This is a genomic window from Peribacillus sp. NPDC101481, from assembly GCF_044767165.1.
Lineage (GTDB): Bacteria > Bacillota > Bacilli > Bacillales > DSM-1321 > Peribacillus.
Genome location: NZ_JBIWNJ010000002.1, coordinates 1,689,852 through 1,703,104 on the forward strand (window position 1 = coordinate 1,689,852; position 13,253 = coordinate 1,703,104).

At 38.6% G+C, this 13,253-nt stretch carries 17 protein-coding genes and 1 pseudogene; 17 read left to right on the top strand and 1 reads right to left on the bottom strand.

The genetic code is table 11. The annotated features are described in order from the left end of the window. The first annotated feature begins 3 nt into the window (after window positions 1–3). The 5 genes from ACIROD_RS18075 to ACIROD_RS18095 all read left to right on the top strand — a co-directional run bounded on the left by ACIROD_RS18075 (window position 4) and on the right by ACIROD_RS18095 (window position 4,754). Window positions 4–555, top strand: a complete 552-nt coding sequence (locus ACIROD_RS18075; RefSeq protein WP_101221976.1) for a cysteine hydrolase family protein — start codon at window positions 4–6, stop codon at window positions 553–555. Between the two features lie 60 nt (window positions 556–615). After that, window positions 616–2,085, top strand: coding sequence for a nicotinate phosphoribosyltransferase (locus ACIROD_RS18080; RefSeq protein ID WP_402942665.1), 1,470 nt, complete (start codon window positions 616–618; stop codon window positions 2,083–2,085). Between the two features lie 34 nt (window positions 2,086–2,119). Further along, on the top strand, window positions 2,120–2,950 hold the full coding sequence (gene nadE, locus ACIROD_RS18085; protein ID WP_230176349.1) for an ammonia-dependent NAD(+) synthetase: 831 nt from the start codon (window positions 2,120–2,122) through the stop codon (window positions 2,948–2,950). Between the two features lie 127 nt (window positions 2,951–3,077). After that, window positions 3,078–4,103, top strand: a complete 1,026-nt coding sequence (locus ACIROD_RS18090) for a serine hydrolase domain-containing protein (protein WP_402942669.1) — start codon at window positions 3,078–3,080, stop codon at window positions 4,101–4,103. A 357-nt stretch (window positions 4,104–4,460) separates the two neighbouring features. Beyond that, window positions 4,461–4,754, top strand: a complete 294-nt coding sequence (locus ACIROD_RS18095; RefSeq protein ID WP_063593415.1) for a hypothetical protein — start codon at window positions 4,461–4,463, stop codon at window positions 4,752–4,754. Between the two features lie 150 nt (window positions 4,755–4,904). On the opposite strand, the gene ACIROD_RS18100 is transcribed toward ACIROD_RS18095, so the two are convergent. Further along, the gene (locus ACIROD_RS18100) at window positions 4,905–5,309 is read right to left on the bottom strand and encodes a hypothetical protein (protein WP_260357568.1); all 405 of its coding nucleotides are present in this window, start codon (window positions 5,307–5,309) and stop codon (window positions 4,905–4,907) included. A 363-nt stretch (window positions 5,310–5,672) separates the two neighbouring features. Between ACIROD_RS18100 and ACIROD_RS18105 the strand changes: the two genes are divergently transcribed. The 12 genes and pseudogenes from ACIROD_RS18105 to ACIROD_RS18155 all read left to right on the top strand — a co-directional run bounded on the left by ACIROD_RS18105 (window position 5,673) and on the right by ACIROD_RS18155 (window position 13,070). Further along, window positions 5,673–5,921, top strand: coding sequence for a hypothetical protein (locus tag ACIROD_RS18105; RefSeq protein ID WP_260357569.1), 249 nt, complete (start codon window positions 5,673–5,675; stop codon window positions 5,919–5,921). 239 nt (window positions 5,922–6,160) lie between these two features. Continuing rightward, window positions 6,161–6,589: a DUF5082 domain-containing protein gene (locus ACIROD_RS18110; RefSeq protein ID WP_260357570.1), complete on the top strand. Its 429-nt coding sequence runs from the start codon at window positions 6,161–6,163 to the stop codon at window positions 6,587–6,589. After that, complete coding sequence (locus ACIROD_RS18115; RefSeq protein WP_260357571.1) at window positions 6,589–6,879, top strand: YwqI/YxiC family protein; 291 nt, start codon at window positions 6,589–6,591, stop codon at window positions 6,877–6,879. The genes ACIROD_RS18110 and ACIROD_RS18115 overlap by 1 nt, the downstream gene beginning before the upstream one ends. After that, on the top strand, window positions 6,876–8,801 hold the full coding sequence (locus ACIROD_RS18120) for a ribonuclease YeeF family protein (RefSeq protein ID WP_402942676.1): 1,926 nt from the start codon (window positions 6,876–6,878) through the stop codon (window positions 8,799–8,801). The genes ACIROD_RS18115 and ACIROD_RS18120 overlap by 4 nt, the downstream gene beginning before the upstream one ends. Further along, a complete protein-coding gene (locus ACIROD_RS18125; RefSeq protein ID WP_101221984.1) occupies window positions 8,801–9,409 on the top strand; it encodes an immunity protein Imm33 domain-containing protein in 609 nt (202 codons plus the stop codon). Before ACIROD_RS18120 ends, ACIROD_RS18125 begins: the two co-directional genes overlap by 1 nt. Window positions 9,410–9,847: 438 nt before the next feature. Next, on the top strand, window positions 9,848–10,621 hold the full coding sequence (locus ACIROD_RS18130) for a DNA/RNA non-specific endonuclease (RefSeq protein ID WP_260357573.1): 774 nt from the start codon (window positions 9,848–9,850) through the stop codon (window positions 10,619–10,621). A 28-nt stretch (window positions 10,622–10,649) separates the two neighbouring features. After that, a complete protein-coding gene (locus ACIROD_RS18135; RefSeq protein ID WP_101221985.1) occupies window positions 10,650–11,060 on the top strand; it encodes an immunity protein YezG family protein in 411 nt (136 codons plus the stop codon). Between the two features lie 21 nt (window positions 11,061–11,081). Beyond that, window positions 11,082–11,204: pseudogene (locus ACIROD_RS26225) on the top strand (RNase A-like domain-containing protein); the annotation flags it as partial. Window positions 11,205–11,221: 17 nt separating this feature from the next. Then, window positions 11,222–11,521, top strand: coding sequence for a contact-dependent growth inhibition system immunity protein (locus tag ACIROD_RS18140; protein WP_101221988.1), 300 nt, complete (start codon window positions 11,222–11,224; stop codon window positions 11,519–11,521). Window positions 11,522–11,764: 243 nt separating this feature from the next. Further along, complete coding sequence (locus ACIROD_RS18145) at window positions 11,765–11,968, top strand: hypothetical protein (protein WP_402942682.1); 204 nt, start codon at window positions 11,765–11,767, stop codon at window positions 11,966–11,968. Between the two features lie 22 nt (window positions 11,969–11,990). Beyond that, the gene (locus tag ACIROD_RS18150) at window positions 11,991–12,437 is read left to right on the top strand and encodes a hypothetical protein (protein ID WP_402942684.1); all 447 of its coding nucleotides are present in this window, start codon (window positions 11,991–11,993) and stop codon (window positions 12,435–12,437) included. Between the two features lie 126 nt (window positions 12,438–12,563). Further along, window positions 12,564–13,070: an Imm6 family immunity protein gene (locus ACIROD_RS18155; RefSeq protein WP_260357575.1), complete on the top strand. Its 507-nt coding sequence runs from the start codon at window positions 12,564–12,566 to the stop codon at window positions 13,068–13,070. The last annotated feature ends 183 nt before the right edge of the window (window positions 13,071–13,253 follow it).

A 13,253-nucleotide genomic window follows, 5' to 3' on the forward strand; every position in this document is an offset into this window, starting at 1 on the left:
GATATGGGGAAAAAGGCATTGATCAATATAGATTATACGTATGACTTCGTGGCAGACGGGGGTTCCTTGACCTGCGGGAAGCCAGGTCAGGATATCGAGAAGGAATTAGTCAATATAACCAGGGATTTTATAAAAAGCGGCGAATATACGGTATTCGCGATTGATTTACATGAAGAAGGAGACCGCTTACATCCCGAATCGAATTTGTTTCCACCGCATAATATTAGCGGTACAATGGGTAGAGACCTATACGGGGCGTTAAAAGAGGAATATGAAACTAATAAAAATCAAAAGAATGTTCATTATATAGATAAAACACGTTATTCGGCCTTTGCAGGGACGGACCTTAATATCCGCCTGCGGGAACGTCACATCACCGATGTATATTTAGTCGGGGTTTGTACAGATATCTGTATTTTGCATACGGCAATCGACGCTTATAATCTAGGCTATAATATCTTTGTATATGAAAATGCAGTGGCCTCGTTCAATGATGCCGGTCACCATTGGGCGCTTGGACATTTTAAAGGATCTCTTGGAGCAACCATTCTATAATATCCATTCAAGCAACAGAATAGAAGGGAAGCGATGCTTCTCTTTTGGGAGGAACTATCCATGGAAAAAAAGTACAACGACGACAGTTACGCATTACACACTGACCTTTACCAAATCAATATGGCCCAAACTTATTGGCAGGACAAAACACATAACCGAAAGGCAGTTTTCGAGATATTTTTCAGAAAGCTTCCATTTAATAGCGGATATGCGATTTTTGCGGGACTTGAAAAAATTGTCCATTACCTTCAAAACTTTTCCTTCTCGGAAAGTGATATCGACTATTTAAAAAATGATCTGCACTATAATGAAGAATTTTTGAATTATTTGAAGAACATTCGTTTCACGGGAGCGATTCGCTGCATGAAAGAGGGAGAGCTCGTTTTCGGCAATGAACCGATATTACGGGTGGAGGCACCGCTTGGTGAGGCTCAACTCATTGAAACTGCGTTGCTTAACATTGTGAACTATCACACACTCGTGGCAACAAAAGCTTCACGCATCAAACAGGTAATCGGTGAAGAATCTGCCCTTGAATTCGGTTCAAGGCGGGCGCAAGAAATGGATGCTGCAATTTGGGGAGCGAGAGCGGCCTATATTGCTGGCTTTGATTCCACTAGTAATGTACGTGCTGGAAAGCTGTTCGGCATTCCGGTTTCAGGGACGCATGCACATTCCATGATCCAAGCTTATAAAGATGAATATACAGCTTTTCATAAATACGCTGTTTCCCATAAAGACTGTGTATTCTTGGTTGATACTTATGATACATTGCGTTCTGGCATCCCGAATGCAATCCGAGTTGCCAAGGAATTGGGCGATAAAATCAACTTCATTGGCGTTCGTCTTGACAGCGGTGACTTAGCTTACTTATCAAAAGAAGCACGGCGTATGCTTGATGCTGCAGGGTTCCATGATGCTAAGATAGTCGCTTCCAATGACCTGGATGAATATACGATCATCAATTTGAAACAACAAGGAGCAAGAATTGACATTTGGGGCATCGGAACCAAATTGATTACGGCTTATGACCAGCCAGCGCTCGGTGCCGTTTATAAAATGGTTTCAATAGAGGGTGAAGATGGGAATATGAGAGATACCATCAAAATTTCTTCTAACCCTGAAAAGGTTACGACACCTGGATTAAAACGAGTATATCGAATCATCAATAAAGTGAACCATCATGCTGAAGGTGATTATTTGGCGATGGAATATGAGAAGCCGCAGGAACAGGAAAAATTAAAGATGTTTCATCCTGTCCATACCTTCCTAAGTAAATTCGTCACGGATTTCGATGCGGTTGATCTGCATGTGGATATTTTCAAGGATGGAAGTTTGATTTATGAATTGCCGACCATAGATGAAATCAAGGCCTTCACGCAAAAAAATCTCCAAGTATTATGGCCGGAGTACCTTCGTGCACTGAACCCTGAAGAATACCCGGTAGATCTAAGCCAGGATTGTTGGGATAATAAAATGAGGAATATAGATGAAGTTAAAGCAAATGTAGAAAGAATGCTAACGAAATGACCAATCTATTTTATTAGAAAGCGGGGCTATGCCAATGCGTCCATTACAAAAAGAAATCGTAAAAAAATTACTTGTCCAACCAACGATCGATCCTGAAGCCGAATTCAGGAAAAGTGTTGATCTTTTAAAAGGGTATATGAAGAAAAATACGTTTCTGAAAAGTTTTGTACTTGGGATATCCGGAGGTCAAGATTCAACACTGGCGGGGTATATTGCTCAAACCGCTGTCAATGAATTGAATGAAGAAAAAAATGGCAGCGACTATAAGTTTGTTGCTGTAAGCTTGCCATATGGAGTACAGGCTGATGAAGATGACAGGCAGCTGGCTTTAAAATTCATCAAGCCAAGCCAAACGGTTACTGTTAACATCAAGGAAGCGGTGGATGCTTCAGTAAAAGCTGTGGAAGAAGCGGTTTCTGAAAAGCTATCGAATTTCTTAAGGGGAAATGTCAAAGCACGTGAGCGAATGAAGGTACAATATGATTTAGCCGGACTGTATAAAGGCGTTGTGCTTGGTACGGACCATGCAGCTGAAGCGATCACAGGTTTCTTTACGAAACATGGTGATGGTGCAGCGGATATCCTACCTTTATATCGCTTAAATAAAAGGCAAGGAAAAGAAATCCTCAAATTCGTCGGTGCTCCTGAGCGTCTTTATACGAAAATACCAACGGCAGATTTAGAAGATGACAAACCATTACTTCCTGATGAAGTGGCTTTAGGCGTTAGCTACGATGAAATCGATGATTATCTTGAAGGCAAGGAAATCAGAACGGAAGCTGCCGAAATCATCGAAGGATGGTATACTAAAACCGAACATAAACGCAATGAAGCCATTAATGTTTATGATACTTGGTGGAAATAAAAGAACGAGTGAAATCTGAAATAAGTTATCCCGCATCACATAAGATGCGGGTTTTTTGGCAAGACCTAATGAGCACCTTGGCCAACACATCGGTTATGAAAATTTTACAGGCAAAGGGGAAAACGAAATGTCGACTCTACATATGGATATATCCAGGATTATTGAAGAAACATGCAAGGAAATTGAATTCTCGGGTGTTATCGGTGTGAAAGCGGGAGATGACCTGATTCATAGCTCAGCACATGGCTATACCAATCGAGCGGATGAAATCATGAATACGGCCGAAACAAGATTCGGAATTGCTTCCGGTTGTAAACTGTTTACAGCGGTAGCCATTTGCCAGTTAATACAAAAAGGAAAACTTAGGCTTGATTCTAAGCTTATAGACTGTCTTCCTATCGTGTTTCCTGATTTCCATCAAAATGTAACCATTCATCACCTCTTAACACACACTTCGGGAATTCCTGATTACTTTGATGAGAAAGTGATGGATGATTTTGAAGAGCTTTGGCAGAAAAATCCGATGTACCATATAAAAAGATTAAAAGATTTCCTCCCAATGTTTCAAGATGATGTGATGATATTTGAACCCGGGGAAAGATTTCATTACAATAATGCAGGCTATATTTTATTAGGATTGATTGTTGAGGAACTAACCGGACTTCAATTTTCTGAATATATCGACAAGAACATCTTTCTTCCTTGTGAAATGATAAATTCCGGTTATTTTTCCATGGACCAGCTTCCTAAAAATACTGCATTAGGGTATATTGACGAAGAAAATGGAGCATGGAGAACTAACGTTTATTCCCTTCCCATCAAAGGCGGTGCGGATGGAGGAGCGTATATTACCGCATCAGATATGTTCAGGTTTTGGGATGGGTTATTTTCCAATCAGTTACTGAATCAAGAATATACCACTCTCTTATTGGAAGCCCATATTGCAACTGGAGATGAAGGGGAATATTATGGATATGGTATATGGATCCGTAAAAAAAATGACGGGATTTTCAAATATCATCTTATGGGGTATGACCCGGGTGTAAGTTTCAATTCTGCGGTATATCCGGCAAATCGATTGAGAACCGTCATTACTTCAAATAAAAGCATGGGTCCATACCATATTACTTCCGCGATCGAGAAAGAACTATAAACAAATGGAAACTTTCCGATAGTGAAGGGTTCCATTTATTTACAGTCAATGTGAATTCATTCAAGTATTTTTTAAGAAAGGGACGAATTAGCATTCAATTGCTCCATTGGTTCCAAAACTTCTGTATTTTAAAAGGGATGAAACTTCACCTGGACCTTTATTCAAGAACGCGGCTTTAATGATATGGTTCATCACTTTTCCATATATGGTCTTGTGAAGCTCGTTAAGGAGGTAGAATTCTTTAGGTTTCAAGGCTTTTCCAAACAAAGAATTTGTATATTTAAATATCTTGAAGTAGAGTATATTTAATATACATTATTTTAACCGGTATTTTCCGATGGAGGTTCTTTTTACTTTATGAAGGCAAGATATGAACTCGCGAACATGAACTTAACAGTAAGCAATGTGACTTTACGTAATGCTGCGGATAGCTATGTCCTCTTGAAAGCTGCAGATGACCAAAATAATGAAATCACGATCAAGCTTTCCCACGAACAAGCGGAATTTCTGGAAGCGGAATTAAGGGAAGTAAATCGCCGTCGCAGGGAAAATAGTCCTGATATAACAGGAAATGACCAAGAACGTATTAATGACGACGATTCTTTTAATCTGTTCAGCATTGATTTATTCAATGAAAATGAATCGAAGTAATTCCCCGAATCAAATTTGCTTCTCTGTAACCTTCCTTTCCATTTAAGATGCTGCTACAGAGAATTTATCATTCCCGCCAATACAAAATCCGAATTTCCAGTTATTGAAAGGCATTAGGAATGTTTTAAGCAAGGTGACCTATCGTTACCTTTATTTTGATTGCTTGAAAAAATTCTTCACCAATAGGAATATGGATGATAGTACAGCAAAAACCATGAAAAATACGATGAACCCCCATAGGCCTATCGCCGCATCTTGAAACTCCATATTTCCCCTGCTGGTAAGGGCTTGCTGTATCTCAATGGCAAATACTAAAACAACCATGACTGTAAAGGTATAAAGGAAAGAGAGTATCGTTATCCCAAAACGCATCCGGGCAATTAAATTAGATAAAAATAACACGAACAAAAATATGATGATACCGATGATTCCCATTATCCAAAAATGCAAATCTTTGTCCGTTGCATTTGAATTTAATGTGTCACTTACAAAGAATAGGATGAAATCGTGAAGATTATTGACGATTTCAGCTAATATCTGGATGATTTCTTTCATTTTTTCACACCTCCAATCCTTAGATTATAGCAGGTTATAAATCTATATAGAAGAGGGAAGGTCCTCGGGGTTGCCAGACTGACCTTTGGTGGAAGTAATGTGAAATCATACACATGCTAAGAGAAGTATATTATGGGAAACGTATAAAAGCATATGTGAATGAAAGAAGTCAGGACATGCAAGTTCAGTTAAATTAGGGGAGATTGAACAAAATACATAGAAAAATAAAGTAATTCATGGAAAGCAGGAGTACCTATTTCCAATGTTTTTAATGCCTTTAGCAACCTTAGCCATGATTGTTTGATCGGTTTCTTTATTTATAAAGTTAGTAAAACTTAATGCTTAGAGTTGGAGGAAAAAAGGATGAATGATGTACATAATCATGTGTTAACAGTAATTGATTTTATGAAAACCGGACACAAAACCTGTTTTGTGAAGGTCATCGGTTTTGATGCTGAATCCGGACAGGATTTTGAAGGTGAAGTTAAATTTGTCGGTGATTTGCCTTTTGGCGATTTGATACATCCCGAGCGGTCACATTTATCTTCCTCTTGCAGGGAATTTGTTCGGGATGACTTACTGCGCAGATACAGTCAAGGGCAGTTTGAATGAAGTGTCGGAAATTTTTATAGAGAATCTAATAAGATGACATTCTGCTAACTTGTTTAAAATTGGTAAAATGCCGGGTATAAAGAATATGGTATGTAGGAACTTTTTTATGCCAATCTTCTCTTTTAACTGACAAAATAGCATATTTCTCCCTATTTAACTCTCGGACTATAATCCTTATAATATTAAATAGGAAAATATGACATTTAGTGTAGGATTATACTGTTTCTGAGGTGAGTTTCATGGTTTATGCAGATATTTTGAGTAATATACACTCTGCTATCTCCGGTAAAAAAGCTGATTTGAATGTGAAAATAGAGCGTTTAGAAAATGCGAAGAACGATATTATAAAAGAGCAAAGCATGTGCTTAAGCGAGATTAGGAAAATAAAAGACCCTGAGCTAGGTGGCAGCTGGACAGGGAATCGCTCGGATCTCTTTCAGGAAGCCCGTCATGATGCCTATAATGTGATGTTTAGTATCATTCATGACGATTATGATGATTACCAATGGAAAATCGAAGCGATGATTACCAAGCTGAATGCAGAGAACACGCTTCTGAGCATAGCGGGGAATATAGCCCAAGAAGCCGATTCCCTTTTGAGCAAAGGTGAAGAGGCATTTGAGCAGCTGGAAAGTAAAATATCCGATTTAAAAAGGCGGTTGTTTTAATGACGACAATCAAACTGAATCATCCTGCCGTAACGAAGCAAGTCGATCAGGTGAAGACGGCACTTGGTACAGTCACGCTTGGAAATTTGCCGGCAGGCGAGCTTGGCAGCAATAAATTGGAATTCACTTCGAAATGGATCGATCGGGAAACGAACCTGGAGAAGGTCTTTGAACAATATATCAAAATCGTCCAGAAAAATGTGGAAGATACCCGTGCCAACATTGACTTATTAAAAGAACAGGATGAAGCCATCGCCCATACGTCTTCACATGGGTATCCTGTGAAATGAAAATATATGAAGCCGAGACATTGACGGCCGCAACCAAGTCGCGCGCCAAGCAATATGAAGAACTAAAAAAGGAAGTCGCAGCCCTGAAAAAGGAATTTCAGGGCATCGTCGGCTTGGATAACGAGTTTCAGGGAGCCGGTGCTACCGCCATCAAAAGCTTCTATGAAGCGCAAATCGAGGTGGCGGACGCCTGGATGGAACTATTCACGACCCAGATCAGTTTTTTGGAAGGTATACCGGCCACCCTGGAAGAGGCGGACCTCTCCGGAAATACGGTGGTCGAGGTTCCCTTTTTAGATGGCGAAGTGTCAAACGGCATCAACCAAGCGAAATCGCTTGTCGATGAACAAGCGAACGATCTCCAAAGAATCCTGAACAGCATTGACGATATCCTGGCTCTTGATATATTCGACCAAAAGGACTTTAATGAAAAAATCACGCTGGCCGGGCACAGGCTGGATGACACCGTGACAAAGGTCGAGAATGTCGACCGGCAATTGATCGAGGAATATGATGTGTCCGTCGGCCAGGAAAACGTGGCCGTTGGCCTCTTTCGTGCCTTGCTTGATGCCACCAAACAGGACGGCAACGTTTCGCCGATGACATTCAATCAATCGGCATTCAAGAGCAGTGATGTCTATCAAGTGAAGGATGAAGTCGCCGGTCAGATGAAAGACTATCAAACCTTCAAAAAGCAGCAAGCCGAAGCCCGGAAAATCGAACAAGAAATGGAAGAACTCGAAAACCGCCCATGGTACGAAAAAGCCTGGGATACGACAAAAACCTTTACAGGGGAATTCACGGGATATTATGATTCTATCAGGGCCTCAACCGGAGTCGATCCAGTAACGGGCCGCAAGCTGTCCGATGCCGAACGAATCGCCGCAGGCGCCATGGCCGCCGCTGGATTCATCCCCGTCGTTGGCTGGGCCGGCCGGGCCATCAAAGGCGGAAGCGCCCTATACAAAACGGCCAAAGGACTCAACGCAGCGGACCACGCGCTCGATGCCTATAAAACGACAAAAGGCTTTAGCCTCCTCCAGAAAACCGAATACGGGATATACGGACTCCTCGCAGCCAACGGCCTCGGCGAAGCGGCCACAGGCAAAGACATGTTCGGCAACCAGCTGACCGAGGAACAGCGCCAGAACGGACTATTGATGGCACTCGGAATCGGCGGTGTGGCAGGTGCTGCTAAAGTCGCTGATAAAGTAGCTAGTGGAACAAAGTTCGTCCCTTACAGCAAAGAATTTGCGCAAAAGCAGGTTCAAAAGGTTCAAGCTACAATAACAGACATAGCGAGATCAGGAAAAACCACGTTAAAAAATATAGGTGAAGCAATCGGTAAAAAAGAAATCCCTAAACGGATAAGTATGGAACAAGTATCCCTCGCAGGAGGACCAACCCTTCGCCAAGTTATGATGGAAAAGCAGACAATTAAGGAAGCCTATCAGAAATTTGCGGTGAAGAATAGCAATGTAGAGGCTGTTTCAGGGGAGAGTGTTCCTAAGGGTAAGGTTAAGGGTATTACAAAAGGTGAATATAAAAACCTGAGGAAAAAGACACCAAGTAACGAGATAAGAAAAATGGTTAATCCAGATGGTCCTAAAGTAGACCCAGTATACGGGTATGAAGTTGATAAGTTTGAAGCAGACCATATTGTTTCAATGAAAGAAATAACTGAAATCGAAGGATTCAGTAGGTTAACTAGAGAACAACAGATAGAAATTCTAAATCTAAAAGATAATTTTGTTGGTCTTGGGAAATCTTCGAATGCCTCTAAGGGGGCTCATAGTTGGGCTGATTGGAAAGGACATTCTAAGATGGGAGAGGTTCCTGTTAATGTTAGAATGGAGATGCTAGAAAAAGAGGAACAAGCTAGAGAAGCGCTAAAAGTAGCTATAGAGGAGAGGTTGAAGTAATGAAGAAATTTGAAAAGATTATTATGGGTAAAACCATTGTAGTGACTGCCGAAAAAGAATTAGAACCTCAAATAGAAAATTTGTTTGCTATATTAGAAAAGGTAGATTGTAATAAATTAATTCATGGATTCTCTCTTCAAGTTGGTTGGTCTGTCTATTATTTACATGAGAGAGAAACCGGGAATTTTATATTGACTTCTCCTGATTACTCTAGAAATCCATTTGAAGATATAACAGAAGATTTAACTTTAGCATTGTGGGTACAACTAGAACAAGGTCATTTTTTGAGAAAGATAAATGTCAATGGTTTATCAATAAAATTTAGTGATAAAATCATACTTACTAAAGGTGTACTAGAACTTGAGAAAATATATTTACAAAGAAATGGAGATGTTGAAAAAGGAGATTCAGGTTGGTATATAGGTCCTGTAGAGGATAATAATACTACAGAGTTGTATGCTCTATATGCTTATCAACTACTAAAAATTAAACCAGAAATCATTCAAGTTCTTGCTTTACCAAATGATTATATGGTTGTTTTTGAAGGTAATGAAATAGAAGCAGTATTAAACGAAAACGATGTAGATGTTTTTAAAGGCTCTATATAGATTTTATTTACGGGAATTTAAGTTACACAACTAAACTATACAGGAAGTAAAACATTGAATAAAGCACTTGATTGTCAAACGGACAACAGGTGCTTTTTGTTTTATGTGAGAAATTGCTATGGACGACATAAAAAATGCTAATGAAAAATTCATAACTCATGATAGTTGTACCATCAAGGCATTCTGTTTTAATACTTGGTTTGTGAAAATAATAAAGATAAATAGGCGAGATGACATTTTACATGGCTGGATGTGCAGTTTAATCGGCTAAGAGAGCTTACCGAATAAGGTGCAACTTGTTTTTCTTTTATATGACCTTAACCCAAAAGTTAAGGTCTTTTCACTTTTGATATGAATATGTATCATCTTAAGCCATACAGGTTCCTCAGATAATAGGCCGTGAGGCCTTAAAATCATATAGAATTACTTCAGGCAAGTGTGGCTAAGAAAAAAATAGCAAGTGGTACAAAGTTCGTCCCTTACAGCAAGCAATTTGCGCAAAAGCAGGTTCAAAAGGTTCAAGCTACAATAACAGACATAGCGAGATCAGGAAAAACCACGTTAAAAAATGTAGGTGACGAACTAGGTAAAAAAGAAATCCCTAAACGGATAAGTATGGAACAAGTATCCCTCGCAGGAGGACCAACCCTTCGCCAAGTTATGATGGAAAAGCAGACAATTAAGGAAGCCTATCAGAAATTTGCGGTGAAGGATAGCAAAGTAGAGGCTGCTTCAGGGAAAAGTGTTCCTAAGGGTATAGATAACGTTAGATATGGTGAACAATACACGAAAGTAAATCGTAAGAAGACCTTAAAACCCAATGTAGAGTATACAACAAAAGAAGGATATAAATATACCACTGATGATAACGGACGTATTGCGATTGCTGAAGCTAAATTAGAATTGGGTAAAGCAAAACGAAATCCTTATGCCCAAAGAAAGGTTGGAGGAGACGATAGACTATCAAACGATGATGGTGGACATTTAATTGCAAGTATCTTTAAAGGTTCTGGTGAAATAGATAACTTAGTACCCATGAATGCTACTTTAAATAGGAGTGAATATAAGACTCTAGAGAATACATGGAAGAAGGCTTTAGTAGAGGGTAAAGAAGTAACCATTAAAGTAAAACCCATATATGAGGCACAATCAGCTAGACCAAGTGAGTTTAAAATCAACTATGTAATAGATGGTAAAAAAATATTCAGATAGATTAACTAATTATTTAGGAGGTAAGTAGATGGAAACCAAAATAATGGAGCAGACATATCAACAAATTGCGAATACATTAATTAATATAATTCCAGAGGATTGGAAACAAATCTTTTTATACGCTGAATTTAGAGAAGGTTATAAAAAAGTTTTTTTCTATTATTACCCTGAAACTGGAGGGGAACCAGTATATAGTCTGGATATAACAGATTTATTTAATGTTGATGAGGAAGAGTTTGATGGGCTTGATGATGATTTGTATAATTATTTTTCAAGATTGCGTGAAGAATTTAAGGAGCAAGAACAGGAACTATGGACAAACCTAACTTTCATTTTAGATAACACAGGAAAAATGAAAATTAATTATGGATATGAGGATATTTCAGAACTTAGCCCAGTAGAAAAACAAGATAAATGGGAAGCTGAATATCTAAAGTAAAACATTATATAGAATGAAAGAGAGATAATTGGTAGAAGTGTATCAAGAAACTCCGAAGTTGTGGAGAATGTTACAAATGCAAAAATTGTACTTAAAAAGGATTCAAACGGTAATTTTATTCTAACAGGATATCCAGAAAAATAATGAAGCGAGGAATTTAAATGGACGAAAGTTATGATTACTTAGAAGAGTTAGAAGATTTTTTAGGTGGAACATTCCACCAGGATATTAGTTCGCCTGAACAAGCATTAGCTGAGTTTATAAACGAAGCTAATAAAGAATGTTTGCTTTTTACAATAAAGTATTGTGACGAATTTCTAACTAGTAATAGAACAAAACAAGAAAAGGAAAACTATATTCAAACTAATGCTGAAATTTATTATCCCGCAATTGGATTAACTCCTATACAGTGGCTTAATAATGTCGTAGAACAAATAAAAGAAGCTGTTAAATCAAAATAGTATTTTTTTGAAAATCTTGGTTGGTAAATAAAAGGACCTTAACGTATGTTGTTAAGGTCCTTTTATTATAGTGACTGAAGGACTATAGCCTCCTCCAGAAAGCCGAATACAGGATATACGGACTCCTCGCAGCCAATGGCCTCGGTGAAGCAGCCACCGGCAAAGACATGTTCGGCAACCAGCTAACCGAGGAACAGCGCCAGAACGGCCTGTTGATGGTGCTCGGAATCGACGGTGTAGCTGGTGCAGCCAAAGTCGCCGATAAAGTACGAGTGGTACAAAGTTCATCCCTTACAGCAAGGAATTTGCGCAAAAACAGGTTCAGAAGGTTCAACCTTCGGCAGGGAAACCGGCAAGGTGGAAGTACCTCTCCGGATTAGGGTCGAAGAATTAGCGACGGCGTATGGAAACAACTATAAACATGTTACATTTGATAACGACGATTAAGGATATCGTGCAGAAGTTTGCGGTGAAGAGTGATGGTGGTAAGGCTTTAAATGGAACTGGTAGTAAACCGGGTATTACCATTGGGAAAGAGGATTTGGAAACTCTTAGAATAAAACTAGGTGTTCCTGAAACTCAAACAATTGCAATTGGAAAAACAGATGTAAAAGGTTTAGAAGGTAAAATATTTGAGGGTGGCTCACCTAAAGTTAGAAAAGAAGCAGGTTTACCTGATTTAGATACAGTAATGCCCAATAGGCCAATTAAGTCACCTTCTTCCCATCCTTTATCTACTAGACATGCTGAGGAAGGTGTAATTAATGAATTCATTTTGGAGGTTGAAAGAATAGGATTGAAGGCAGAAGAGGTTACCGGTTCATTAAATTTACATCAATCTAATCCAAAAGGTGCCTGTACAACTTGTATACAAGGAATTGTTAATCCAAATGTTAAACCAGGAATATTCATGTAACTAAGTAAAAGGTACCATGAGTTAACGATAAAGTTATCTTCTGAGACAGTAGAGGGGGTTAAACCTGCTGGAAATTGTCCTTTATTTTGAAAAATGGAGTTTTGATTGAATAAGGAGGTAAAGTTTGTGATAGAAAAAATTAATGAAATGAACGCTGATTTACAGGTAGCATTTCTTTTAACTTTGTCTGAAAAAGTTATTGGCATGCTTTCGAACTCTTCTGGGTATAAAGATGCAGTAGAAGTAATTGACTTATGCTGGAGTTGGGTTGAAAACAAAAACATTTCTGGAGATACTATCTATCAATTTTTAGATAATGCTGATGAAACAGGTCTATTCATTCTAATGCAATTTGAGGAGAACGAATTAAAGATGAAGGCTTGGAACTGCATTATTGATGCAATTGCTTTTGCTGATTGGAAAGCTTACATTGAGCAAGGGGAAAAATATTTACCTGCTCCAATAGAATCAGTGGATGAAGATCTATTCCAACATTTCATAAATAATTTCTTAGAAATTAACTATGGAACGGATGAAATGATTTTTAGTTTAATTGATAGTTTACAAGATAATTATTCAAATAATAAAATTGATGCAAATATAAGAAAACAAATTTTATCTAGCATTGAATAAGTAATTATACAAAGGGTTATTCAGCTTTTTCCCTTTAAGTTCTTGTTTTACACGCGCTAATAAAACAACAAAGTAGGTTATGTAAATTGTTAGCAGATGGGTTACTATGAATATGAGGATATATCCAATGCAGATGATCACGAAAGAGGAATTTATGATAAGAGTATTTTAGAAGAATACCTC